The 25,018-nt window shown below is 71.9% G+C and carries 23 protein-coding genes; 6 read left to right on the top strand and 17 right to left on the bottom strand.

Features of this window, described 5'->3' with window-relative positions; translation table 11 throughout:
- The first annotated feature begins 350 nt into the window (after positions 1-350).
- The gene (locus NUT86_RS23600) at positions 351-1,496 is read left to right on the top strand and encodes a threonine aldolase family protein (RefSeq protein WP_274740590.1); all 1,146 of its coding nucleotides are present in this window, start codon (positions 351-353) and stop codon (positions 1,494-1,496) included.
- 79 nt (positions 1,497-1,575) lie between these two features.
- Here NUT86_RS23600 and NUT86_RS23595 read toward each other — a convergent pair whose 3' ends face one another.
- The gene (locus NUT86_RS23595; RefSeq protein ID WP_274737483.1) at positions 1,576-1,953 is read right to left on the bottom strand and encodes a hypothetical protein; all 378 of its coding nucleotides are present in this window, start codon (positions 1,951-1,953) and stop codon (positions 1,576-1,578) included.
- 101 nt (positions 1,954-2,054) lie between these two features.
- Here NUT86_RS23595 and NUT86_RS23590 point away from each other — a divergent pair, with 101 nt between their 5' ends.
- Positions 2,055-3,164: a DUF5937 family protein gene (locus tag NUT86_RS23590; protein ID WP_018092973.1), complete on the top strand. Its 1,110-nt coding sequence runs from the start codon at positions 2,055-2,057 to the stop codon at positions 3,162-3,164.
- Positions 3,165-3,267: 103 nt separating this feature from the next.
- Here NUT86_RS23590 and NUT86_RS23585 read toward each other — a convergent pair whose 3' ends face one another.
- Together NUT86_RS23585 and NUT86_RS23580 are read right to left on the bottom strand one after the other, a co-directional pair.
- Positions 3,268-3,951, bottom strand: coding sequence for a response regulator (locus tag NUT86_RS23585; protein WP_018092972.1), 684 nt, complete (start codon positions 3,949-3,951; stop codon positions 3,268-3,270).
- Positions 3,952-4,131: 180 nt separating this feature from the next.
- The gene (locus tag NUT86_RS23580) at positions 4,132-5,337 is read right to left on the bottom strand and encodes a sensor histidine kinase (RefSeq protein WP_159486923.1); all 1,206 of its coding nucleotides are present in this window, start codon (positions 5,335-5,337) and stop codon (positions 4,132-4,134) included.
- A gap of 172 nt (positions 5,338-5,509) precedes the next feature.
- Between NUT86_RS23580 and NUT86_RS23575 the strand changes: the two genes are divergently transcribed.
- Positions 5,510-6,544: an SAM-dependent methyltransferase gene (locus tag NUT86_RS23575; protein WP_274737482.1), complete on the top strand. Its 1,035-nt coding sequence runs from the start codon at positions 5,510-5,512 to the stop codon at positions 6,542-6,544.
- Positions 6,545-6,588: 44 nt separating this feature from the next.
- Positions 6,589-7,731, top strand: coding sequence for an NADH-quinone oxidoreductase subunit D (locus tag NUT86_RS23570; RefSeq protein ID WP_148591893.1), 1,143 nt, complete (start codon positions 6,589-6,591; stop codon positions 7,729-7,731).
- A gap of 274 nt (positions 7,732-8,005) precedes the next feature.
- Here NUT86_RS23570 and NUT86_RS23565 read toward each other — a convergent pair whose 3' ends face one another.
- The 4 genes from NUT86_RS23565 to NUT86_RS23550 form a co-directional block, all read right to left on the bottom strand.
- A complete protein-coding gene (locus tag NUT86_RS23565; protein ID WP_274737481.1) occupies positions 8,006-9,247 on the bottom strand; it encodes a hypothetical protein in 1,242 nt (413 codons plus the stop codon).
- 64 nt (positions 9,248-9,311) lie between these two features.
- A complete protein-coding gene (locus tag NUT86_RS23560; protein ID WP_274737480.1) occupies positions 9,312-10,274 on the bottom strand; it encodes an ABC transporter substrate-binding protein in 963 nt (320 codons plus the stop codon).
- Positions 10,275-10,342: 68 nt separating this feature from the next.
- Positions 10,343-11,095 carry an ABC transporter permease gene (locus NUT86_RS23555; RefSeq protein WP_274737479.1) on the bottom strand — a complete coding sequence of 251 codons (753 nt, stop codon included), beginning with the start codon at positions 11,093-11,095 and terminating at the stop codon, positions 10,343-10,345.
- A 3-nt stretch (positions 11,096-11,098) separates the two neighbouring features.
- Entirely contained in the window at positions 11,099-11,833 is a 735-nt protein-coding gene (locus tag NUT86_RS23550) for an ABC transporter permease (protein WP_159486933.1), read from the bottom strand.
- Positions 11,834-12,007: 174 nt separating this feature from the next.
- Here NUT86_RS23550 and NUT86_RS23545 point away from each other — a divergent pair, with 174 nt between their 5' ends.
- Complete coding sequence (locus NUT86_RS23545; protein ID WP_274737478.1) at positions 12,008-13,246, top strand: ABC transporter ATP-binding protein; 1,239 nt, start codon at positions 12,008-12,010, stop codon at positions 13,244-13,246.
- 106 nt (positions 13,247-13,352) lie between these two features.
- On the opposite strand, the gene NUT86_RS23540 is transcribed toward NUT86_RS23545, so the two are convergent.
- The 6 genes from NUT86_RS23540 to NUT86_RS23515 form a co-directional block, all read right to left on the bottom strand.
- On the bottom strand, positions 13,353-13,838 hold the full coding sequence (locus NUT86_RS23540; protein ID WP_127152387.1) for a DUF3180 domain-containing protein: 486 nt from the start codon (positions 13,836-13,838) through the stop codon (positions 13,353-13,355).
- A 123-nt stretch (positions 13,839-13,961) separates the two neighbouring features.
- Positions 13,962-14,609 carry a 2-amino-4-hydroxy-6-hydroxymethyldihydropteridine diphosphokinase gene (gene folK, locus NUT86_RS23535; RefSeq protein ID WP_018092962.1) on the bottom strand — a complete coding sequence of 216 codons (648 nt, stop codon included), beginning with the start codon at positions 14,607-14,609 and terminating at the stop codon, positions 13,962-13,964.
- Entirely contained in the window at positions 14,606-14,965 is a 360-nt protein-coding gene (gene folB / locus NUT86_RS23530) for a dihydroneopterin aldolase (RefSeq protein WP_018092961.1), read from the bottom strand. Before folB ends, folK begins: the two co-directional genes overlap by 4 nt.
- A gap of 419 nt (positions 14,966-15,384) precedes the next feature.
- A complete protein-coding gene (locus NUT86_RS23525; RefSeq protein WP_109896352.1) occupies positions 15,385-15,864 on the bottom strand; it encodes a nuclear transport factor 2 family protein in 480 nt (159 codons plus the stop codon).
- A 5-nt stretch (positions 15,865-15,869) separates the two neighbouring features.
- Complete coding sequence (gene folP, locus NUT86_RS23520) at positions 15,870-16,808, bottom strand: dihydropteroate synthase (protein ID WP_202466671.1); 939 nt, start codon at positions 16,806-16,808, stop codon at positions 15,870-15,872.
- 123 nt (positions 16,809-16,931) lie between these two features.
- Positions 16,932-18,779, bottom strand: coding sequence for a phosphatidylglycerol lysyltransferase domain-containing protein (locus tag NUT86_RS23515; protein WP_274737477.1), 1,848 nt, complete (start codon positions 18,777-18,779; stop codon positions 16,932-16,934).
- A 141-nt stretch (positions 18,780-18,920) separates the two neighbouring features.
- On the opposite strand from NUT86_RS23515, the gene NUT86_RS23510 reads away from it, so the two are divergent.
- On the top strand, positions 18,921-20,036 hold the full coding sequence (locus NUT86_RS23510; protein ID WP_274737476.1) for an alpha/beta hydrolase: 1,116 nt from the start codon (positions 18,921-18,923) through the stop codon (positions 20,034-20,036).
- A gap of 138 nt (positions 20,037-20,174) precedes the next feature.
- Here NUT86_RS23510 and folE read toward each other — a convergent pair whose 3' ends face one another.
- The 4 genes from folE to tilS form a co-directional block, all read right to left on the bottom strand.
- Positions 20,175-20,780, bottom strand: coding sequence for a GTP cyclohydrolase I FolE (gene folE / locus NUT86_RS23505; RefSeq protein ID WP_018092956.1), 606 nt, complete (start codon positions 20,778-20,780; stop codon positions 20,175-20,177).
- Positions 20,781-20,900: 120 nt separating this feature from the next.
- Entirely contained in the window at positions 20,901-22,913 is a 2,013-nt protein-coding gene (gene ftsH, locus NUT86_RS23500) for an ATP-dependent zinc metalloprotease FtsH (protein ID WP_018092955.1), read from the bottom strand.
- Between the two features lie 281 nt (positions 22,914-23,194).
- Positions 23,195-23,734 carry a hypoxanthine phosphoribosyltransferase gene (hpt, locus tag NUT86_RS23495; RefSeq protein ID WP_030077134.1) on the bottom strand — a complete coding sequence of 180 codons (540 nt, stop codon included), beginning with the start codon at positions 23,732-23,734 and terminating at the stop codon, positions 23,195-23,197.
- 86 nt (positions 23,735-23,820) lie between these two features.
- Positions 23,821-24,879, bottom strand: a complete 1,059-nt coding sequence (gene tilS / locus NUT86_RS23490; protein WP_274737475.1) for a tRNA lysidine(34) synthetase TilS — start codon at positions 24,877-24,879, stop codon at positions 23,821-23,823.
- Between the last annotated feature and the right edge of the window lie 139 nt (positions 24,880-25,018).

Raw genomic sequence — 25,018 nt, 5'->3', positions numbered from 1 at the left:
GGTCGCGGCGCCGCGCGGGGCTGGGCGAGGATCGGTGCAACGGCACGCGAAGGCGCGGGCCAGGGCAGCACGGGGGTGTGAGGCGGATGAGCCAAGCAGGCGCACGCGGCATGGATGAGGGCTCGGGGGGAGCTTCGGGCGGTGCGGCGGGGGAAGCGTCGGGGGAGGTGTGGGACGGCGCTTCGGGCGGTGCTCCGGGGACCGGCTCGGGGCGTCCGGCGAGCGGGGCGGTGCGCGAGGGGGCGCGGGGTTCGGTCGGTGCCGGGGAGTGCGCCGGGTCCGGCTCTCCGGGCGGGGCCGAGGGAGGCGCTCCGGCCGGGGTGGGGGTCGCTCGCGTCGAGCGGGAGCGGATGCGCGCGGCGTTCCGCGGCGCACGGCGCGTGCTGTCGGAGGGCGTCGGGCGGGAGACGGTCCGCGAGCGGATGGACCGCCTGGTGGCCGACGCCCCGGCCGCCTACGACCTGGACGGCTGGACGGACCTCTACGGCAACGACGACGGCATCATCGGCGAGCTGGAGCGCCGGACCGCCGGCGCCCTGGGCACCGAGGCCGCCGCCTTCTTCCCGACCGGCACGATGGCCCAGCAGGTGGCGCTGCGCTGCTGGGCGGGGCGTACGGGCAATGCGACGGTCGCCGGCCATCCGCTGTCGCACATGGAGGTACATGAGCGCGATGCCTGGGCGGTGGTCAGCGGGCTGCGCATGGTGCATCCGACGAGCGCCCCACGGCCACCGACCGCCGCGGAGATATACGACCTGCCGGAGCCGTTCGGCGCCCTCGCCCTCGAACTCCCGCTGCGGGACGCCGGATTCGTGCTGCCAGCGTGGGACGAGCTGACCGCGACGGTGGAAGCGGCGCGGGACCGTGAAGCGGTGGTGCACTTCGACGGCGCGCGCCTGTGGGAGTGCGGCCCGCACTTCGGTCGCGCCCTCCCGGAGATCGCGGCCCTCGCGGACAGCGTCTATGTCTCCTACTACAAGTCGCTGGGCGGCATATCGGGCGCCGCCCTCGCGGGCACCGAGGAGTTCATCGAGGAGGCGCGGGCCTGGCGGCACCGGTACGGCGGCCAGTTGTTCCAGCAGTGGCCGGCCGCGCTGGCCGCCCTGGCCGGGCTGGACCGTGAGCTGCCACGGCTGCCGGAGTACGTGGCCCATGCGAAGGCCGTGGCCCGTGCGCTGGACGAGGGCCTGGCCGAGGCCGGTGTGCCGTGGTTCCGGGTGCACCCCGGGGTGCCGCACACCCACCAGTTCCAGGTGTGGCTGCCGTATCCACCCGAGCTGCTGAACGAGGCCGTGGTGCGCCAGGCGGAGGAAACCGGGACCGCGCTGTTCGGGAACTGGTACGAGCCGGGCCCGGCCGGCCCGCCCGGGGTGGCGCTGACAGAGATCATGGTCGGCGCATCCGCCCTGGCCTGGACGGATGACGCCATCCGGTCGGCGGCCGGGGAATTCGTGGAGTTCGTGGACTTCGTGAACGGCTTGCGGCGCGTGGGGTGATGCGGGGTGGGGGGAGGGGGTGGGCGGGGGCGGAGGGGGCGGGGGCAGAGGGGCGGGGCCCCCACCGAACGCCGGGCAGTCACATCGCCCCGGACGCCGGCGCCCTCCCCGGCCCGGGCGTCGGCGCCCTCCCCACTCCGGACGTCGACGCCCTCCCCGCCTCAGACATCTGCCCCCTCCCCACCCCGGACCTCACCACCCCGTCCACCCCCTCCGCCGCCCCGTCCACCCGCTCCGCCGCCCCCCGCCGGAGCAGGCCCGCGGCCGCCGAGTGGACGGCGCGGCGGAGGCGGGACGGGAGGCGGTCGGCGGGGGCCGTGACGACGGCGCGGAAGCGGTACCACTGCTGTATCTCGCGGGCGGTGCGGACGGTGTGGGTGCCCGGGGCGGGCGGTGCGGCTTCGCCTCGCTGGGCGGCGCGGTAGGTGTCGAGGAGGTGCTGCTGACCGGCGTTCATGTCCCTCACTGTGCGGCGGTCCGGCCGTTCGTGGCGCGTCGTTTGACGGGGAGCCGTCAAACGACGTCCGTGCAGGTGGGAGCCTCGCGCATGATGGGCGCATGGCCAACGTCATCGACATCACCGGGCTGCCGCCGGAACGCGTCGTCTTCACCCCCTCCCCCCTGGCGGAGCTGGGCGCCGCGCTGCATGCGCTGTCCGAGCCGGGGCACCACCCCGGGCTGCACGGCTGGGTCACCGCCACCAACGCGGCGCTGAAGACCGACCTCGCCGACCGGCTGTGCGAGGCGGATTTCCTGTGGCGGTCCTCCCGTTCCGACATCCTGCTGCCGGCCCGCCCCGGGGCGACGCTGGCCGAGGAACTGGACGAGCTGGACACGATCGACGACGAACGGTTCGTGGCCGCCGCTTTCGAGATCACCTGCTCCGCGCGCTACACCCGCCCCACCCCGTCGCCCCTGGTCGACGCGGACGAGCGGGCGCGGGTACGGGAGATGGCCGCCGCGCGCGGCCCGCGGCAGGCGGCCTTCACCGACCGGATGCTCACCGACCCCGACGGTCTGCGGGTGTGGCTGCGCCGTCTGTTCGAGGACTGTGAGGAGGCGTTCTTCGGCGACATCTGGCGGAGGGTGGGCATCCAGCTGGCGGCCGATGCCCGGCACAAGACCGAGTTGCTGCGCCGCAAGGGCCTGGCCGAGACGCTGTCCGCGACATCGAAGGCGTTGTCCCTGGAGGACACACAGGACGGCAGCGGCGGTACCCGCATCCTGGTCGACAAGCTGGCCCAGGGACGTACGACGGCCTTCGCGAGCCCCGGGGATCCGGGCGTCACCTTCCTGCCGACGTCGTTCGGCTGGCCGCATCTGCTGTTCAGCCACGCCCCCGGCTGGCGCCCGGTGGTCCAGTACCCGGTCGCCGGCCCGGAGTTGCCGGCGCCGGCCGCGCTGGAACTCGTCCAGCAGCGGCTGGAGGCGCTGGGCCACCCGATGCGGATGCAGCTGTGCCGGACGCTGTCGCGGGGGCCGCACACGACGGGGGAGCTGGCGATCGCGTTCGGCATCACTTCGCCGGAGGTGTCCCGGCACATCGCGACGCTGAAGAAGGCCGGGCTGATACAGACGCGGCGCCGGGGGCGCTATGTGCTGCACCAGCTGGACCTCCAGGTGGTGGCCCGGCTGGGCAGCGACTTCCTTGAGGGCGTGCTGCGCTGAGGGCGACCGCCCGGCGGCGCGGTCCGGGCGGCCGACCGCGCGGCGGAGCGACGCTCGACCGGAGCGACGCTCAACCGAAGCGGCGCTCGACCGGAGCGGGGACCTAAGCCCCCGCTCCCCCCGCCCGTACCAGCCCCGTCTCGTACGCCAGCACCACCGCCTGGACGCGGTCCCGCAGGCTCAGCTTGGTCAGGATGCGGCCCACATGGGTCTTGACCGTGGCCTCGGAGAGCACCAGCCGCGCCGCGATCTCACCGTTCGACAGGCCCTGGGCGACGAGCAGCAGCACCTCGCGCTCGCGGTCCGTCAGCCGCTCCAGCTCGGGCCGGGACGGTTCGCCGGAGGTGGCGGGCAGCATCGGCGTGAAACGGTCGAGGAGCCGGCGGGTGGTGGACGGTGCGACGACCGCGTCGCCGCTCTCCACCGCCCGGATCGCGGCGAGGAGTTCACTGGGCGGCACGTCCTTGAGCATGAAGCCGCTGGCCCCGGCCTTCAGCGCGGAGAAGGCGTACTCGTCCAGGTCGAAGGTGGTCAGGATGAGCACCTTCGGGGCGCCCTCCTTCTGCCCGCCCTCGCAGATCCGCCGGGTGGCCTCCACACCGTCCAGATGCGGCATCCGTACGTCCATGAGGATCACGTCGACCTGGGTGCCGCGCAGCACCTCCAGGGCCTCCACACCGTTGCCCGCCTCCGCGACGACCTCCATGTCCGGCTGTGCGGCCAGCACCATCCGGAAACCGGTGCGCAGCAGCACCTGGTCGTCGACGAGCATCACGCGGATGGTCATGGCAGGGGGTCCCTTCGAGCAGGAGTGGGGCTGAGCGTACGGGGTGGAGCGCGGGCGGGGCGGCGGACCTCACCGGTTCGGTGAGGTCCACCGGATCAGTGATTCTCACAGGTCAGTGATCCTCCCGGGTCGGTGGTCCTCACCGGTAGGACGCCGTCCGGTCCTGGCCGGTTGGCGCCCTCACCGGGCCGGTTTGAGCGGGAGTACGGCGCTGACCCGGAAGCCGCCGCCCGGCCGCGGCCCCGCGGTCAGGGTGCCGCCCACCATGCCGACCCGCTCGCGCATCCCGATGAGGCCGTGGCCGAGGCCGTCCTCCCCGCCGTCCTCGTAGAGCTCGCGCTGTGCGCCCCGTCCGTCGTCCTCGACGAGCAGATCGAGGTCGTCTTCCCGGTAGGAGAGCCGGACGGTCGCACCGACGTCGGGGCCGCCGTGTTTGCGGGTGTTGGTGAGCGCTTCCTGGACGATGCGGTACACGGTCAGGGCGACGCTGCTGGGCAGTTCGCGGGGTTCGCCCTCCGTCCGGAAGTCGACGGGCAGTCCCGCGCTGCGTACCTGGTCCATGAGGTCGGTGAGCTGCTCGACGCCCGGCTGGGGGACGTATTCGCCGCCCTCGGGCTGTTCGCCGGTGCGGAGTACGCCCAGCAGGCGGCGCATTTCGGCCAGCGCCTGGCGCCCCGTGCCGGAGATCGTCTCCAGGGCCTGCCGGGTCTGTTCGGGCGCGGCGTCGAGCACATAGGCGGCGCCGTCGGCCTGGACGACCATCACCGAGACGTTGTGGGCGACGACGTCGTGCAGTTCGCGGGCGATACGGGCGCGCTCGGCCGCGACCGCGATCCGGGACTGCGCCTCGCGCTCCTTCTCCAGCCGGGCGGCCCGCTCCTCCAGCTGCGCCCAGTAGGCGCGGCGGGTGCGCATGGAGTCGCCGAGCACCCAGGCCAGCACGAAGGGCACGGTGAGCAGCACGGTGACGAACAGGCTTTCCCCCACCGACTGGCTGCCCTCCTCGTCCCTGAAGCGCCAGAAGGAGAGGGCGGGGCCGAAGACGGCGCCGGCGAGCGCACAGCGGGAGGCCCAGCGGGGGACGGTGGGCCCGGACGCGACGGTGTAGGTGATCGCGAACATCGCGGCGTCGCCGGGGTAGGTCTCGATGCGGAAGACCAGCTGGCCGACGCCGATGGCGGCCGTCAGCAGCAGCATCTTCACGGGGGCCTTGCGGCGCAGCGCGACGACGAGGCACAGGCCGATCGTGAAGATCGCGGCGATGGGCTGCTGGTACCCCTCGATGCGGCTCCCGACCCACAGGCTGCTGATCCCGAGCAGGGGGACGGCCCAGAAGGTGTCCACCCCTGTCGGGTGCCTGCGGAGGAAGTCATAGAGGCGCTGCACGTAACCCAGCGTAGGCACCGTGAATACGTGTACGAGTCAACCGAGCGAGCGATCCTGTGCGCCGGGCCTACTCCCCAAGGTGGAGAATCCCTGGGCCAAATGTGTCGGACCGCTGGAGGGCGGGCACCTGGTGCCGCCGGCCGGCCCGCCGCCCGCCCGTACCGTGGGGCAGATGACGAACGAGTGGTGCGGGTGGCGCGAGGCCACGGAGCGGGCGCTGTACGGCCCGGACAGCGGCTTCTATACCCGGCCCGGCGGCCCCGGCCCGGCCGGCCACTTCCGTACCTCCGTGCATGTCTCGCCGCTCTACGCGGGCGCCGTCGCCACCCTTCTGTGCCGCGTGGACGCCGCTCTCGGCCACCCGGACGAGCTGGCGCTGGTCGATGTGGGCGCGGGGCGCGGCGAACTGCTCACCGGCGTGCTGGCCGCGCTGCCCGCGGAGGTGTCCGCGCGGGTGCGCCCGTACGCGGTCGAGCGCGCCGCGCGCCCCCAGGGGCTCGATCCGCGGATCGACTGGCGGGGCGAGCTGCCGGCGCCGGGCTCGGTCAGCGGGCTGCTGTTCGCGAACGAATGGCTCGACAACGTGCCGGTCGAGGTCGTCGAGACGGATGACGACGGGGTGCCGCGCCGGGTGCTGGTCCGCGCCGACGGCACGGAGCGGCTGGGCGAGCCCGTGGACGGCGCGGACGCGGAGTGGCTCCGCCGCTGGTGGACGCCGCCCCTGGCCCCCGACGCCACCGGAGGCGGCTCCCCGGGGCTGCGCGCCGAAATCGGCCGCCCCCGGGACGAGGCCTGGGCTCGGGCCGTCGGGACGCTGCGCGCCGGTCTGGCCGTCGCCGCCGACTATGCGCACGAACGGGGCGACCGTCCGCTGTTCGGCACGCTCACCGGCTTCCGCGACGGCCGCGAGGTGCGTCCCGTCCCGGACGGCAGCTGCGACATCACGGCGCATGTGGCGCTGGACGCCTGCGCCGGGCCGTCGGCCGAGCGGCTGACTCAGCGCGCGGCGCTGCACGCCCTGGGGGTGGACGGCCGGCGCCCGCCGCTCACCCTGGCCGCCACCGACCCGTCCGGGTACGTACGGGCCCTCGGTGCGGCCGGGTCGGCAGCGGAGCTGACCGATCCGGCGGGCCTCGGCGGCTTCGGCTGGCTGCTGGAGCCGGTGGGCGGGGCATGTGCGGGGCTGCTGGGGGCCGGGGGCGCCTGAGGGCCAGGGCGGGCGCCGGGAGGGCGTGCTGCAAGACTGTTCCCATGACGGAGACGACGGTCGGCATCGGCGGCGCGGCGGAGAGCACCGACATGGTGCTGAACATCGGCCCGCAGCATCCCTCGACGCATGGCGTGCTGCGGCTGCGCCTCGTCCTGGACGGCGAGCGCATTCAGCACGCCGAACCGGTGATCGGCTATATGCACCGCGGCGCCGAGAAGCTCTTCGAGGCGCGCGACTACCGCCAGATCATCATGCTCGCCAACCGGCACGACTGGCTGTCGGCGTTCTCCAACGAGCTGGGCGTGGTCATGGCCGTCGAGCGGATGCTGGGCATGGAGGTGCCCGAGCGTGCCGTCTGGCTGCGGACCCTGCTGGCCGAGCTGAACCGCGTGCTGAACCATCTGATGTTCCTCGGCTCGTACCCCCTGGAGCTGGGCGGCATCACCCCCGTCTTCCATGCCTTCCGGGAGCGGGAGGAGCTCCAGACCGTCATGGAGGAGATCTCCGGCGGCCGGATGCACTACATGTTCAACCGCGTCGGCGGCCTCAAGGAGGACCTGCCGGCGGGCTGGCTCGGCCGGGCGCGGCAGGCCGTGGCCGATGTGCGGTCCCGGATGGACGTCTACGACAACCTGGTCCTGGGCAACGAGATCTTCCGTGGCCGGACCCGCGGGGTCGGGGTGCTCGCGCCGGAGACGGTGCATGGGTACGGGGTCTCCGGGCCGATCGCCCGGGCCTCCGGTGTGGACTTCGACCTGCGGCGCGACGAGCCGTATCTGGCGTACGGGGAGCTGCAGTCCACGCTCCGGGTCGTCACCCGGGAGGAGGGCGACTGCCTGGCCCGCTTCGAGTGCCTGCTCGGGCAGAGCCACAATGCGCTCGATCTGGCCGACGCGTGTCTGGACCGGATCGCGGAGCTGCCGCCGGGGCCGGTCAACCAGCGGCTCCCCAAGGTCCTGAAGGCTCCCGAGGGCGCGACGTACGCCTGGACCGAGAACCCCCTCGGCATCAACGGCTACTACCTCGTCTCCAAGGGCGAGAAGACCCCCTACCGCCTCAAGCTGCGCTCGGCGTCGTTCAACAACATCCAGGCGCTGGTGGAGCTGCTGCCGGGCACGCTGGTCGCCGACATGGTCGCCATTCTCGGCTCGCTGTTCTTCGTCGTCGGCGACATCGACAAGTAGGGGGCGGGCCGGGCGGCCGGCGGTCCTGCCGCGACCGGTATCCACAGCCTGTGGACAACGAGGGTCGCCGCGTACGGATGACCGCCGGGCACGATGACCCCGGGCACGGACGACCGCCCGCCCGGAGCGCAAAGCAGCTGTCCGGAACGCGGTCCGGCCCCGGAGCCGAGGAGCGCTCCGGGGCCGGACTGCTGTCCGATCGGGTCAGGAAATGGCGGTGCGCAGGGCGCCCGGCCGGGTCAGGAGATGGCCGTCCGCAGGGCGCCGGGCCGGGTCAGGAGATGGCCGTGCGCAGGGCGCCGAGGTCGAGCTGTTCGGTCTCGTCGTGCGCGGTCAGGTCGATGACCGCGCCGCTGCCGGTGGTCGTTTCCCCCTCGGTCTGCACGGACTCGTCCGCGGTGTGCTCCGCGGACGGCTGTGTACGGGCCGACTGTTCGGCGAGGGCCTCGTCCCCGACGACGTCCGCCAGATCCTCCTCCAGCGGCCCGGCCAGCTGCCGGGGGCCGGCGGCGGTCGCGTTGCCGAAGAAGTCGAAGCCGCCCATCGCACGGGACGCGGTGGGGCGGGACGGGGCGAGGGCAGCGGCGGTGGCCGGCACCGGGCGGAGCGCGGGTCCGGCGGCGGTGGCCGTACGGGCGTGGTCGGTCCCGCCCGTGCGCTGTGCGGCTGCCGCCGGGGCCTTCCCCCGGCCCTTCTCACCGTCCTGGCCGCCCTGGGCATCGCGGCCGGCGGGCGGTCCGGAACGGGCGGCCCCGGCACCGTCCTTCGACGACCGGCCGGACTTCTGGGCGGCGCGCTGCCGGGCGGCGTTGCGTGCCAGCCGGCGCAGCGCCTGGTCGGCCTGCGCGAAGGTGGCGGCGGGGCGGTCGGTGTTGGTGGTGGCGGCGGGCTCGCGCCGGGCCGGGACGGTGGCTTCCCCTGTGCGTGGTGCTTCCCCCTGCGCAGGGCCCTCCCCCCTGGCCGGGTAGAGCCGGGAGCTGGGGGGAGGAGTCGAGAGCTTGAGGGACGGCTGGAGCGCCGGGGAGAGTCCGGCGACGGCCGGCAGCGCCTTGGCCGGGGTGGCGGCCTCGATGGCGAGGAGCCGGCGGCCCTCCAGGGCGCTGGCCCGCTCGGTCTCGGCGGTGGCGTAACGGCGGAGCAGCTCGGCGTGTTCGCTGCGCAGCCGGGCCAATTCGGCGCGCTTGGCACGGAGTTTGGTCTCCAGGCCGGCCCGGAGCTCGCGGGATTCCTCGACGTCCGTTTCGAGCTCCGCTATCCGCTCCTCGGTGCGCCACTCGTCGCGCACCCGGGCGCGGTTGAGTTCGGCGACCTGCCGGCCGGCCTTGCGGTCCCAGACCCGCAGAAGAACGGCGCCGGTGAGTGCGGCGGCCGCCGCGCCCGCGGCGAGCACCCGTTGCACCAGATCGTCGCCGACAAACCACGCGCCCGCGGCGCAGGCGATTGACGCACCGGCGACCGTCGAGGGAGGAAGCAGCCGGTGGAGGGGTGGTGAATGACGGTGGCGTCCTCGTGGCATGGCCAGAAACTTACCGTGCGTGCGGGATCTATGGGGCCCCGCACGCCGATCCGTTTCCCGCTGGTTACTTCTTGACCAGTTCCTTGGACTCCAAATAAGCCTGCGCGACATCCGTGGGCTTGAGCCGCTCGGCATCGACCTTGCGGTTCAAGGTGATCAGGTCTTCGGTCGTCAGCGCACGGGTGAGCTTCCCCAGAGCGGCCGCTATCTCCTTGTCACCGGCGCTCTTGGCATTCACCACCGGCAGCACATTGTCGGCGTTCTGCAGCTTCTTGTCGTCCTTCAGAAGCACCAGACCGAAGTTGTCGAGCGTGGCGTCCGTGGTCGTGGTGAGCACCAGTTGGTCGGTGCCGTCCTTGACCGCCTGCTTGGCCTGCGGGGTCCCGACGCCCTTGGGGTCCAGCGCGGTGATGTCGATGCCGTACGTCTTCTCCAGGCCCGGCTTGCAGAACACCCGGGTCTCGCACTCCTCACCCGAGGCGAGTTTGATCTTCTGCTTCGATGCGCCGAGGTCGGAGAGGGTCTTCAGCTTGTTCTCGGCGGCGAATTCCTTGCTGACCGCGAACGCGTTCTGGTCCGTCGCCCGGCCCGCCGGCAGTACCTTCAGCCCGCGCGGGGAGGCGAGCTTCTCCAGTGCCGTCACCGTCTTGTCGATGTCACTGGAGGCGACGGGCTTCGCCTTGCTGCCGTTCTTCTTCGCGTTGAGGAATTCGGCGAGGGTGGAGGCGTATTCCGGAACGACATCGATCTGGCCCTTCTCCAGGGCCGGTTCATACAGCTCGCGATTGGCCAGGGTCTGTACCCGCGTGCGGTAACCGGCATCGGCCAGGATCCTGGAATAGATCTCGGCGAGCACCTTCGACTCGGTGAAACCGGCCGAGCCGATGACGAGCTCGCCCTTCCCGCCCCCCTTGCCGCCGCCCTTCTCCTCCAGGCTCTTGCCCCCGCAGGCGGCCAGGCCGGCCGCCAGGGTGATCACTGCGCCCGCGGCCACCGCGGTGCGCGCCACACGCGATCTGCTGCTCATGGATGCCACCATTCAGTCCGTTCGGATCGGGTCCGGCCGAGTCGTGCCGGATCGGGTCGGGTCGTCGCCTACGGGGCGGGGGCCGAGGCCGGAGCGGCACGGGTCGCGCCCGGCCCCGCGCCCTTGGCCGGATACGAGGCCCTGCGCGCCGCGCGCCGTCGTCCCCGCATCGGGTCGAGGAGCCGCTCCGCCAGGACGAGGACGCCCTCCACGGTCAGGGCGAGCACGGCCACCAGCAGTGCGCCCGCGACGACTTGAGCGGTGTCGTAGTTGCCGAAGCCGGCGGTGATGATCCGGCCCAGGCCTCCGCCGCCGGCCAGCGCGGCCAGCGTCGCGGTCGCCACCACCTGCACCGTGGCCGACCGCAGACCGGTCATGATCAGCGGATAGGCGAGCGGTATCTCGACCCGCAGCAGGAGCTGCGGCCCCGACATGCCCATCCCGCGTGCCGCCTCGACCACATCGCGGTCCGCCTCCCGCATGCCCAGATAGGCGTTGGTCAGCAGTGGCGGCACCGCGAACAGCACCAGCGCGATGATCGTCGGCCAGTCGCCCCGGGTGCCCAGCGGGCTGAGCGTCAGCAGCACCAGGACCGCGAACGTCGGTACCGCGCGCCCCACGTTGGAGAGATTGACGGCCAGTGCCCCGCCCTTGCCGAGGTGCCCCAGCCAGAGCGCCACCGGCAGGGCTATCAGGCAGGAGAGGGCCAGACACAGCCCGCTGAGCCAGAGATGCTCGGCCAGCCGGTGCCCCACCCCCTTCTCCCCGGCCCAGTGGGCGGCCGTCGTCAGCCACTGCCATGCGCCCGCGATCGCCCCCATCGCTCAGCCCCCCGCCTTCGCCACACGGGCGCCGCGCCGCGCACGGGCCGCCGCCCGCCCCTGCGCCCTCGTCCAGGGCGTCAGCAGCCGCTGCAGCCCCATCAGCAGCAGATCGGCGAGCAGTGCCAGCAGCACACACAGCACCGAGGCCGTCAGCACCTCCGCCTTGAAGAAGCCCGCCATACCGCTGGCTATCAGATTGCCCAGTCCCCCGTAGCCGACGACGGAGCCGATGGTCGTCATCGCCACCGTCGAGACCGTGGCGATCCGCAGCCCGGCCACCAACGCGGGCAGCGCGAGCGGGACTTCCACCTCGCACAGCAGCCGCGCCGGGCCGTACCCCATCCCCCGGGCGGCCTCCCGCACCTCGGCGGGCACGGCCTGCAGACCGGCGAGGATGTTGCGCACCAGGATCGTCAGCGAATACAGCACCAGGCCCGTCACGACCACGGCCGCCGAGACCCCGAAGACCGGGGTCAGCAGGGCGAACATCGCGAGCGAGGGGATCGTGTAGAGGACCGTCGTGAGCCCCAGGACCGGTCCGGCGGCGCCCCGCCACCTCCGGGCCACCAGCGCCAGCGGAAAGGCGATCAGCAGGCCGATCGCCACGGACACGGCCGTGATGCCGAGATGCTGGACCGTCGCGTCCACCAATTCCTGGCTGCGGGTGCGCAGATACTCACCGCAGATCCAGTCGTTCGTCTCCAGGCAGCTCGGCCCGGCAGCACTGCCCCGCATGGCCCGTCACCCCCCGCCCCGGTCGCTCACCGATCCGGTGACTGTCTGCGACCCTAAACCCGGCCACTGACAATCGGCCCGCTCCCGCAGCTCACCGGCCACTTCGCCATCCACCCGCAACACCGCGTTCACGACCGCCCGGCCACAATGGGCCGTACACCACTGGGGGGAAGCATGATCCGGTTCGAGCACGTCACCAAGAGCTACCCCGACGGCACGACGGCCGTGGACGACCTCACCTTCGAGGTCGCCGAGGGCGAACTCGTCACGCTCGTCGGGCCGTCGGGCTGCGGCAAGACCACGACGATGAAGATGGTCAACCGGCTCATCGAGCCCACCAGCGGCCGCATCCTCCTCGACGGCGAGGACATATCCGGCCTCGACCCCGTCCAGCTGCGGCGCCGTATCGGCTATGTCATCCAGCAGGTCGGCCTGTTCCCCCACAAGACCGTCCTGGACAACACCGCCACCGTCCCGCACCTCCTCGGCCGGCCGCGCCGGGAAGCAAGGGCACGCGCCGCCGAACTCCTCGACCTGGTCGGCCTGGACCCGTCCACCTATGGCGACCGCTACCCCGAGCAGCTCTCCGGCGGCCAGCGCCAGCGGGTCGGGGTGGCCCGTGCGCTCGCCGCCGATCCGCCCGTCCTGCTGATGGACGAGCCGTTCGGCGCGGTCGACCCGGTCGTGCGCGAGCACCTCCAGAACGAGTTCCTGCGGCTGCAGTCCACGCTCCGCAAGACGGTCCTCTTCGTCACCCACGACATCGAGGAGGCCGTGCGGCTCGGCGACCGGATCGCCGTCTACGGGGCGGGGCGCATCGAGCAGTTCGACACCCCCGCGACGGTGCTGGGCGCCCCCGCGACCCCGTACACCGCGGAGTTCGTCGGCGCCGACCGGGGCCTGAAGCGGCTCTCCGTCACGCCCGTCGAGCCCGGCGACCTGGAACAGCCCCCGGTCGTCCGCCTCGACGACCCCGCGGACCGCGCCGCCGGCCGGCTCTCCGCCGACGGTGCCTCCTGGGCGGTCGTCCTGGACGCCGACGGTGCGCTGCACGGCTGGGTCCCGGCCGCGGCGCTCACGGGCGCCCCCGCGGCGCCAGCGGACGGCACCGGGCCGGGTCTGAGGAAGCGCGCCCCGCAGGGCGCCACCGTCCGCGATCACGCCCGGCGGATGGATGCCCGGCTGCCGCTCGGCGCCCCGCTCAGGCAGGCGCTCAGCACGATGCTGCAGCACGATGCGGGCTGGGTGGCGGTCCAGGACGGCGACCGTTTCCTGGGGGTCCTCACCCCCGCGCGGCTGCACACCGCGCTGCGCCGTGCCACCACCGCGGACGCCGCGAACGTCGCGCGCGATGAGGTGTCGCTCGATACGGTCCCGGGCCCCGGCGTCCCGGCCCCGGGCCCGGCCGGCTGACCGGGGCGGCGGCGGCCCGCTGCGGCGCCCGGCCCACCAGGGCACCGCGGCCCGCCACAGCGCCACAGCCCGCGCTGCGGGCCCGGACCGCGGGCCCGGACCGGCGTCAGACCGCCGCGTCCACCCCGCCGTTGCCGTCATCGTCCGGCAGCTTGCACACCCGCTCCAGGAAGATCGCCGCGGCGACCACCGCCGCTCCGGCGAGCACGGACAGCCCGGCGTAGATCGCCTGGTCCCGGCGCGCCGTGACCTCCAGCCCGGCGGTCAGCAAAAAGACGCCGACACCGCCGTACAGCCCGGCCACCAGCGACGCGACCAGCGCGCTGGCCTGCCCGAAGACCACCGCGCGGGCGGCCACCAGCGGATCGACGCCCTTGGCGCCCGGCCGGCGCTCGCGCTGTGCGCGCAGCCGCGACCGGAGCGAGAACGCGGTGGCGGCGAGCACCGCGGCGATCAGCGCCAGCACGATCGGGGCGGCCACCGGAACGCTGGGCAGGGTGCCGAACGAGTCCCACAGCCGGGCGCCGCCCCAGGCGAGCACCCCGGCCGCCAGAAACAGCCCGACCAGCACCTTGATGTGTAGCTGCTTCACCGAGCGATCGCCCCTCGCGCCGTCATACCCTTCTCTGCCGTCACAACCATCCTTGTCGTCATGGCCGCCGTGTCCGTTCCGTACGGATGCATCCCGCAGGGAGCCGGCCCGCAACCCTAACGACTACTCCGGCAGCCGCAGTTCCAGGTCCGCCCGCGGTTCCACACCGTCGCGGCCGACCGCGGACAGGAGCTCGGCCACCGCGCCCCGCCCGGGGACCACGGCCTCCGGGTCGATGTCGTGCCACGGCACCAGCACGAACGCCCGCTCGTGGGCGCGCGGGTGCGGCAGCGTCAGCCGCGGGTCGTCGGAGATCACGTCCTGATACGCCAGGATGTCGACGTCGATCGTACGGGGGCCCCAGCGCTCGTCGCGGACCCGCTCGAAGGCCTCCTCGATCGCCTGCCCGCGCTCCAGGAGGGAGTCCGGCGGCAGCGTCGTCTTGATCAGCACCACGGCGTTGAAGTACGACGGCTGGGAGCCGGGGTCCACGCCCCACGGCACGGTCTCGTAGACCGGGGAGACCGCCTTGACCCGCAGACCGGGGGTGTCCTCCAGCGCGTCGACGGCGCCCTGGAGGGTCTCCAGGCGGTTGCCGAGATTGCTGCCGAGGGAGATCACGGCGCGTTTGGGGTTGGAGAGCGTCACATCGGCGGCGTCCACCTGCTCCACTACGGAGGCGGGCACCGGCTGCACGGTCGGGTCACCCAGGCCGGGGCGGTGCGCGGCGGCGCCGTGCGGGGTGGCGGTCGGGTGGCGGGTGGGCTTCATACTCGGCTCCGAGTGATGGTGATGGTCACGTCGTCAAAGGGGACGGTGATCGGTGCGTCCGGCTTGTGCACCACCACCTCCACCTCCTGCACGCCCTCGTGCTTGAGGCACTGGTCGGCGATGCGCTCGGCCAGGGTCTCGATGAGGTCGACGGGCTCGCCCTCCACGACGGCCACCACCTCCTCGGCCACGACGCCGTAGTGCACGGTCTTCGCGAGATCGTCGCTGGCCGCTGCCTGGCGGGTGTCCAGACCGAGCGCCAGGTCGACGATGAAGGTCTGGCCTTCCTCGCGCTCCCGGGGGAACACCCCGTGGTGGCCTCGGGCCTTCAGCCCACGCAGCGCGACACGATCCACGCGAATCACTCCCACTGGTCCACGGCACCTCTGGCGCCACTGTTCGTCGGATCCGGGCAGCCGCCGGAGCGATCCGGCAACACTGCCCCGCCGTCGAATCTACCTTCGAGTACCGACAGTCCTCGCCCACGGGGGCTATGGACAAGACCCCGTCCTGCTGCTAAGCGCTGCCCCGTGGGACAGCAGCCAGCGGGCCGGGAGATCGTCCGCGCGGCCCTCTTACCCCCCTGCCCACGCCCCACCCCTACCCGTGCCGCACTTGGCTCGAACGGGTGCGCCCTCACCCAAATGGCTGACGCCGACCACTGACGGTGGCGCAGCCCCTGGCTCCGGATGCAAGGGCGCGTGGCCATGGCAAGGCTCACACCCCGCCCGCGCCCGGATCCGCCCCCGTCCGGCGCCCGCCTCCCGGAAGGCGCTCAGAGGGCCTCCTCGCCGCCCTCGCCGGCTCCCCCGTTCCCGTCGTCCTCGTCCTCGTCCTCGCGGTCCGCCAGCACCGGCGAGCCGTGGTGCGACCACACCCGCCAGCCGTCCTCCGTACGCCGGAAGACATTGGTCGCCACGACCAGCTGGCCGATCAGCGGCCCCACCGAGCCGTCGTCCTCGGCGGGCCCGCCGCTGAGGATGTTCTCTGTGCAGGTCACCAGCGCGGTGTCCCCGATGACGTCGATCTCCACGTCCGTGAGGAAGAACTGGATGTACTCGGTGTTCGCCATGATCAGGGCGTACGAGCGCAGCACCTCGCCGCGCCCCCGCAACACCGGCCACCCCGGGTGGACCACGCTCACCTGGCCGTCCAGCCACAATTCGGACAGCGCCTCGTGATCACCGCGCTCGATGGTCTCGTACAGGGTGGTGTTCGCCTGCTCGACCAGCTCGATGTCCGTCCGTGGGCCCAAGCCGCTCACACCGTTCCCGTCGTCTTCGCCGTCGTCCCGTTCGCCTCACTGCCGGCGGCCGTCACCGCCGTGCCACTACTGCCGGCCGCTGCCGCGCACTCCACGGCACGGGCCACCCGTACCGCATCCGCGCTCGCCCTGACCTCGTGCACCCGCACCGCCCAGGCCCCCTCTCGCGCCACGATCGCCGACACCGCCGCCGTCGCGGCATCCCGCTCCCGGGCCGGCGGTGGGGCGGCTCCCTCGCCACCTGCCAGCACCCTGCCCAGGAACCGTTTCCTCGATGCGGCCACCAGCAGCGGCCGGCCCAGCGCCCGCAGCCGCGCCAGCTGGGCGACCAGGGCGAGATCGTGCCCGGCCTCCTTGGCGAAGCCCAGGCCGGGGTCGATGACGATCCGGTCCGGGTCGATCCCGCCGGACACCGCGCGCTCCATGCTCCGCCCGAGCTCGTCGACGACCTCGGCGACCACGTCCCCGTAGACGGCGCGGTTGTTCATGTCGATGGACTGGCCGCGCCAGTGCATCACGACGAACGGCACGTGGTGCGCGGCCACCGCCGGCACCATCGCCGGGTCGGCGGCGCCCCCGCTGACGTCGTTGACCAGCCGCGCACCGGCCGCCACGGCCTGCTCGGCGACCGAGGCCCGCATGGTGTCCACGGAGACCGTGACACCGGCGGCGGCCAGCTCCCGGACGACCGGGACGACCCGGCGCAGCTCCTCGGCCTCGTCCACCCGCGCCGCGCCCGGCCGGGTCGATTCACCGCCCACGTCCACCATGTCGGCGCCCTGCGCCACCAGGTCGAGACCGTGTTTGACGGCGAGTTCGGTATCGAACCAGTCGCCGCCGTCGGAGAACGAATCGGGCGTCACATTGACGACGCCCATCACCGCGCAGCGTTCCCAGTCCGGCAGTCCGGCCACCCGGCCACGCAAGGTACTCATGGCACCAGCGTAGGCCGTGTGCCGACCGGCCGGATTGCGGCCACCGCATGCGGGGACGTCAGGGGCGACGGCCCGCCGGACGCCGTACGGGACGGTCTGCCCGCGCGGCCGTCCGGGCCTTCGTCAGGCGGCCCGCTCGACCGCGCCCTGCGAGGTGACCGGCCGCGGCACATGCGCGCACGGCCGGGGCTCCACGGCCTTCCTGCGCCGCAGTACGCGCGGCAGGCCCAGCTCCAGATAGCCCTCGGCCTGCAGCGCCGCCAGGCCGATCCGGGGGATGTCGCGGCTGTTGCGGAAGACCACGAAGCGGGGCTCCCAGCGCGGCCGGAACTTGTCGTTGAACTTGTACAGCGACTCGATCTGGTACCAGCGGGACAGGAAGATCAGCATCCCGCGCCAGACCCGGATGACCGGCCCCGCACCGAGCTTCTCGCCGCGCTCCAGGGAGGAGCGGAAGACCGCGAAGTTCAGCGACACCTGCTTGATCCCGAGGTCCGGGGCGGCCTGCAGCGCGGCGACGATCAGCAGCTCGTTCATGCCGGGGTCGGCGCTGCGGTCGCGCCGCATCAGCTCCAGGGAGATCCCGCTGTCGCCCCACGGGACGAAGTGCTGCATCGCCTTGAGGTCGCCGTACGGGCCCGGCTCCTCGCCCTCGGCCGCCGGCAGATGCGCGGTGGCGATCACCGCGTCGCCGTCGGCCACCGCGTCGATCCGGCCCAGCGCCATGGAGAAGCCGCGCTCGGTGTCGGTGTCCCGCCAGGCGTCCGCGGCCTTCTGGAGCTGGGCCAGCTCGTCCGGCGCCAGATCGCGCACCCGCCGCACCCGGGTCTCGTAACCGTTGCGCTCAATGCGCTTGACCATCTGCCGTACGTTGCGCATCGCGCGGCCGGTGAGGGTGAAGTCGGCGACGTCCACGATCGCCTCGTCGCCGAGCTCCAGCGCGTCCATACCGGTCTCCCGGGTCCACACCTGGCCGCCGGTCTCGCTGCAGCCGGTGACCGCCGGGGTCCAGGAGTGCGCCTTCGCCTCCGCCATGAAGCGCTCGATGGCGCCCGGCCAGGCCTCCACATCGCCGATCGGGTCGCCGCTGGCGAGCATCACACCGGAGATCACCCGGTAGCAGACCGCGGCCTTGCCAGTCGGGGAGAAGACCACGCCCTTGTCACGGCGCAGCGCGAAGTAGCCGAGCGAGTCCCGGGCGCCGTGCCGCTCCAGCAGCGCCCGCAGCTGCTGCTCGTCGTCGTCGGTCAGCCGGGCCGCCGGGTGCTCGGGGCGGAAGGCGAGGTACGCGGTGGTGGCGACGGTCAGCAGGCCGAGCGCGCCGAGCGAGTAGCCGACGGTGTAGTCGACGTGGTGGGTGTAGCCGACCGGGCCCTCGAAGCCGAACAGGCCCCACAGGACGTGCTGGGCGCGCTCCCAGACGGAGGGCGAGCCGATGGTCTTGTGGGGGTGGGAGCTGACGATGACCATGCCGATGGCGAAGCTGACCCCGCCGAGGACGACGAGGTTGGCCACGGCCTTCCAGCGGCTGCGCGGGTCGGGCAGCGCGGCGAACTCGCGCCGGTGCCACACCAGGTACACCAGGAGCGCCAGCGAGAGCACCGCTCCGAAGACGGAGTGGCGGTACACGAGCTGGGCGGCGATCCCCACCGGAAGCAGCGCCACGGCCGCTCCCCAGGCCCGCCGCTTACGCCGCTTGAGCCCGTGGGCCAGAAGGAGCAGCAGGATGCCGACGACGATGGAGGCGGCGGCCGCCAAGGGGCTCACCGCGCCCGGCAGCACCTCCGCCAGGGCGTGCATCCGGCTGTGCCGGAACCGCGGGAACACCCCTGCCGCCAGGTTCAGCAGGCCGACGACCGCGCCTGCCGTACCGACGACCGCCGGCACCGCTTCGGGCCGCGGGCCGCGGAGCCAGCGTGGTGTTCGCCACGCAACCGTCTCCGAGTTTTCGCCATCTAGCCTGTCAGACATCACTTTCCCGTCGCCCCGGTCGAGAGAACGTGCGAGCCTTGTCGCAGCATCTGGACTTTTTGCGCCCTGTATGACGGCGTTTCAGGGCTCGGGGTTCCACTAGCGGTACGGATGGCCCGGCCGCCCGGAAGAAAGCACCACATGGGTCTCACCAGTAAGAAAGTGCTGCTTCTTGCCGTCCTCGTCGCGGTGGCACTGTTCGTCCTCACCATTTGGCTCTGGCCGCGCCTGTCCAAGAAGAACTGGCGCGCCGTTCTCGGCCGTATCGGGCTCCTGGTGGCGACACAGCTCTCCCTCTTCGCCACGATCGGTCTGTACGCCAACAATTCCTTCGGTTTCTACGCGTCCTGGGCCGACCTCTTCGGTCAGGAGCAGGAGCCGGGCGTGGTCACCGAATACCAGACCGGTCCGGGCGGCACCAAGCTGCGGATGCTGGGTACCCAGCGGGTCAGCGTCCAGAACGGCGCCCGGCCGGCGGCCGGCGGCCGCATCGACAAGGTGCTGGTCCGCGGCGAACACTCGCAGATCGCCAGCCCCGCGTATGTCTATCTGCCGCCGCAGTACTTCCAGAAGAAATACGCCCACCAGAAATTCCCGGCGGCCCTGGTGCTCACCGGTTACCCCGGCACCGCCGAGGCGCTCTACAAAAAGCTGCATTTCCCGCAGACCCAGCACGAACTGCTCAAGCAGCGCAAGATGCGGCCGACCGTCCTGGTGATGATGCGCCCGACCGTCGCACCGCCGCGCGACACCGAGTGCATGGACATACCGAACGGCCCGCAGACCGAGACCTTCTTCACCAAGGACCTGCGCGCGGATATCTCCGAGCACTACCGAATAGGCCGCGAAGCGAAGAGCTGGGGTGTCATCGGTGACTCCACGGGCGGCTACTGCGCGCTGAAGATGACGATGCGGCACCCCGAGGCGTACTCCAGCGCCGTCGCCCTCTCCGGCGCCTACAAGGCCCCGCGCGACGCCACCACCGGCGACCTCTTCGGCGGCGACCGGCAGCTGGAGCGCGAGAACAACCTGCTGTGGCGTCAGCGGAATCTGCCCGCGCCCCCGGTGAACCTGCTGGTCACCAGCAGCAAGCAGGGTGAGGGGAATTACCAGCAGACGCTGCGGTTCATCGAGCAGACGAAGTCGCCGAGCCGGGTCTCGTCGATCATCCTCGACAGCGGCGGCCACAACTTCAACACCTGGCGCCGGGAGATCCCCGCCGCCCTGGAGTGGCTGGGCAACCACCTCAAGGCCTGACGGGCCGGCGCCCGCCCCCACAGACACGGCAGCGGCCGGGTCCCTCCTACGAGGGGCCCGGCCGTCCGGTTTACGCGTGCGGGGCCGGCCGTCCGAGGGCGCTCGACGGGCCGGCCGTACGGGCCTGGGCCCGGTGCCTCAGCGGGCCAGTATCAGGCTCATCGCCTCGGCGCGGGTGGCGGCGTCCCGCAGCTGGCCGCGCACGGCCGAGGTCGTCGTCTTGGCGCCCGGCTTGCGCACCCCGCGCATGGTCATGCACATGTGCTCGCACTCGATGACGACGATCACGCCGCGCGGCTCCAGGATCTCCATCAGCGAGTCCGCGATCTGCGTGGTCAGCCGCTCCTGGACCTGCGGGCGCCGGGCGTACACATCGACCAGCCGGGCCAGCTTGGACAGGCCGGTGATCTTGCCGTCGGTGGACGGGATGTAGCCGACATGGGCCACACCCACGAACGGCACCAGGTGATGCTCGCAGCTGGAGACCAGCTCGATGTCCTTGACCAGCACCATCTCGTCATGACCCAGGTCGAAGGTGGTCGTCAGCACGTCCTCCGGCTTCTGCCACAGGCCGGCGAAGATCTCCTTGTACGCCCGTGCCACCCGTGCCGGCGTCTCCAGCAGCCCCTCACGGTCCGGGTCCTCGCCCACCGCGATGAGCAGCTCGCGGACGGCGTTCTCGGCGCGCTTCTCGTCGAATGTGCCGATCTTGCCGCCGACGTCCAGCGTCACAGGGTCCGTCATGTGGTGCCTCGTTCCTTCTGCGCCCGCTCGAATTCGCGGTGGAATCGCGGAATGCCGCGCCCCCCAGGCTAAACCTGGGGGGCGCGGCATTTATTCCGGGGCCCCGGGGGACCGCCGGGATCAGCTCTCGGGGCGCTGCTCCTCGGGTGCTTCCGCCTTCTCCGTGGAGACGGTGGCGGTCGTGGTCACCGAGCCGTTGGCCGGGGCCAGCTCCTTCGGCGACAGCACCGGCGGGCGGCTGGAGGGCGTACGGCGCGACGAGCCGGTCCAGGCCGGGCGGGCCGGGCGCTTGACCACGTGCTTGAAGAGCTCGGCGATCTCCTCCTTGTTGAGGGTCTCCTTCTCCAGCAGCGTCAGCACCAGGTTGTCGAGCACATCGCGGTTCTCGACCAGGATCTCCCACGCCTCGTTGTGCGCGGTCTCGATGAGCCTCTTGACTTCCTCATCGACCAGCGCGGCGACCTCTTCCGAGTAGTCGCGCTGGTGACCCATCTCACGGCCCAGGAAGGGCTCGGAGTTGTCGGTGCCGAACTTGATCGCACCGAGCCGCTCGGTCATGCCGTACTGCGTGACCATCGCGCGGGCCGTGGCGGTGGCCTTCTCGATGTCGTTCGCGGCGCCCGTGGTCGGGTCGTGGAAGACCAGCTCCTCCGCCGCGCGGCCGCCCAGCATGTACGCCAGCTGGTCGAGCATCTCGTTGCGGGTGGTGGAGTACTTGTCCTCGTCGGGCAGGACCATGGTGTAGCCCAGGGCCCGGCCGCGGGACAGGATCGTGATCTTGTGCACCGGGTCGGAGTTCGGTGAGGCCGCCGCGACCAGGGCGTGTCCGCCCTCGTGGTACGCGGTGATCTTCTTCTCCTTCTCGGACATGATCCGGGTCCGCTTCTGCGGGCCGGCCACGACGCGGTCGATCGCCTCGTCCAGGAAGTGGTTGTTGATCAGCTTCTCGTCGCTCCGGGCCGTCAGCAGCGCGGCCTCGTTGAGGACGTTGGACAGATCGGCACCGGTGAAGCCGGGGGTGCGCTTGGCGACGGCCGAGAGGTCGACGTCCGGGGCGACCGGCTTGCCCTTCTGGTGGACCTTGAGGATCTCCAGACGGCCCTGCAGGTCCGGACGGTCGACGGCGATCTGCCGGTCGAAACGGCCGGGGCGCAGCAGCGCCGGGTCGAGGATGTCCGGGCGGTTCGTGGCGGCGATCAGGATCACGCCGCCCTTCACGTCGAAGCCGTCCATCTCGACCAGCAGCTGGTTGAGGGTCTGCTCACGCTCGTCGTGGCCACCGCCGAGGCCCGCACCGCGGTGCCGGCCGACGGCGTCGATCTCGTCGACGAAGACGATCGCCGGGGCGTTCGCCTTGGCCTGCTCGAAGAGGTCACGGACCCGGGAGGCACCGACACCGACGAACATCTCGACGAAGTCGGAACCGGAGATCGAGTAGAACGGGACGCCCGCCTCGCCGGCGACGGCACGCGCCAGCAGCGTCTTGCCCGTACCGGGCGGGCCGTACAGCAGCACACCCTTGGGAATCTTGGCGCCGACGGCCTGGAACTTCGCCGGCTCCTGGAGGAACTCCTTGATCTCGTGGAGCTCCTCGACCGCCTCGTCCGACCCCGCGACGTCCGTGAAGGTCGTCTTGGGGGTGTCCTTGGTGATCAGCTTCGCCTTCGACTTCCCGAAGTTCATCACCCGGGAGCCGCCGCCCTGCATCTGGTTCATCAGGAACAGGAAGACGACCACGATGAGGACGAAGGGGAGCAGCGAGAGCAGCACACCGACGAACGGGTTCTGCTTCGACGGGGAGACGGTGTACCCGTCCTTGATCTCGCCGGTCTGGTACTTGGCCTGCAGGTTCTTGGCCACGTCGACGCCCTGGTCGCCGATGTAGCTCGCCTGGAGCTTGTTGGAGCCGTCGATCTTGTAGGAGCCCGACAGCTCAATCTTGATCTTGTTCTCGTCACCGGTCGTCAGCTCGGCGGATTTCACCTTGTTGTCAGCGATCGCCTTGACGACCTGACCGGTGTCCACCGTCTTGTAGCCGCCGGACGAGCCGACGACCTGCATCAACACGACCACGGCGAGGACGGCCAGCACGATCCACATGACCGGCCCACGGAAGTATCGCTTCACGTCCATCCATACGGAGCCGCTGAGGCCCCGTCCCTCCTGCCACAGTGAGGCACAACGCCCTTGGGAGGGCTGGTCGTGCGTACGGTGTATTACTGGCCCGAAAAAGAACTGCCTTCGGACGGTACCCCAGCATTGTCACCCGGCGCCTGCGCCGACGGTGAACATGCAGCCGAGGATTCCGTTCTCCCTGCTCCAACGGCGGGCGGCCCCGAAGGGTTCCCGCCGGGCCGCAGCGGACGGTCCGAGGCTCGCCCGGCCACACCGGCCGGACGAGCGCGGGGACGCCCTCAGCCGCCGTAGACGTGCGGCGCGAGAGTACCGACGAACGGCAGATTGCGGTACTTCTCCGCGAAGTCGAGTCCGTACCCGACGACGAACTCGTTGGGAATGTCGAAGCCGATCCACTTCACGTCGATGGCGACCTTGGCCGCGTCCGGCTTGCGCAGCAGCGTGCAGACCTCCAGCGAGGCCGGCTCGCGCGAGCCGAGGTTCGACAGCAGCCAGGACAGCGTCAGACCGGAGTCGATGATGTCCTCGACGATCAGGACGTGCTTGCCCTTGATGTCGGTGTCGAGGTCCTTGAGGATGCGGACCACACCGGAGGACTGGGTGCCCGCGCCGTACGACGACACGGCCATCCAGTCCATCGTGACGGGGGTGGACAGCGCGCGCGCCAGGTCCGCCATCACCATCACGGCGCCCTTGAGGACACCGACGATGAGCAGGTCCTTGCCCGCGTACTCCGCGTCGATCTTCGCGGCCAGCTCCGCCAGCTTCGCGTCGATCTCTTCCTTGCTGATGAGTACCGACTGAAGGTCGGAACCCATGTCCTTGTCGTCCACCCGTGCCACTCTCGCTCTGTTCGGTGTTCGCGTCAGTCGTGAGACTTCGGATGCGGGGCAGCGTCTGCGGCTCAGCCCTGCCGAATCACCAGTCTGCCACCCTGCCGTCGCACACCCACTCGCCCGGGGAGGTTGATGGCCCCCTGCCCCCTCCAGGCGGTGATCAGCCGGTCCACTTCTTCGATGTGGCGGGCGAAGAGCGAACCGGCCGGGGAGCCGGCGCCGATGACGGCCCGGCGCAGCACCCGGCGGCGCACCGCGGGGGGCAGCGCGAACAGGGCGGCGATATCGAGGGAGCCGCTGTCGTCGAGCACCGAGCCCTCGGCGTCGGCGGCCCAGGCGTCCAGGGCGTCGGCGTCGTCGCGGGAGAGCTGGGCGGTACGGGCCAGCGCCTCGACGACGCCCTTGCCGAGCGCCTTCTCCAGGGCGGGCAGGCCTTCGTGGCGCAGCCGTGAGCGGGTGTAGGCGGGGTCGGCGTTGTGCGGGTCGTCCCAGACGGGCAGCGCCTGGATCAGACAGGCCTTACGGGCGGTCTGGCGGTCCACGTCGAGGAAGGGCCGGCGATAGCGCCCGTCCCGGCCGCTGGTCGCGGCCATACCGGAGAGCGAGCGGGTCCCGGAGCCGCGGGCGAGACCGAGCAGCACCGTTTCCGCCTGGTCGTCGCGGGTGTGGCCGAGGAGGACCGCGGTGGCGCCATGCCGCTCGGCGACGGCGTCCAGGGCGGCGTAGCGGGCGTCACGGGCGGCGGCTTCCGGGCCGCCGGCCGGGCGGCTGCCGCTCCCCCGGTACGCGGTGCCGTGCGCCACCTTGTTCGGTTCGCCCACGTCGACGGCGACGGCCTCTACGGGATCCAGCCCCAGGGCCCGCAGCCGCAGGGCGACCTCGGCGGCGCGGAGGTCCGAGCCCTCCTGGAGGCCGTGGTCGATGGTGACGCCCCCGGCACGGACCCCCAGCTTGGGGGCCTCGAAGGCGAGGGCGGAGGCGAGCGCCATGGAATCGGCGCCGCCGGAGCACGCGACGAGCACGAGCGGGGGCTCGTGCCGGTCCTGCGCGCAGTGGTGGTTGAGCACGTCGTGGAGTACGCGGCGGACCGCCAGGCGTATCGCGGCGACCGCTGGATGGGGACCCATGTCCGTTTCCAATCGTTCAGCTGGGGAGCCTCGGGCCGTGGACGGCACTTCGTCACACAGAGTGCCTAGATGGTGACAGAGGCGAGCGGTTCCCCGAGCATTGCACGCCTATCCATCGGTAACGGTCCCTCAGACGGGT

Source organism: Streptomyces sp. G7(2002) (assembly GCF_028870195.1).
GTDB lineage: Bacteria > Actinomycetota > Actinomycetes > Streptomycetales > Streptomycetaceae > Streptomyces > Streptomyces nigrescens.
This window is presented reverse-complemented; position numbering and strand designations above follow the sequence as displayed.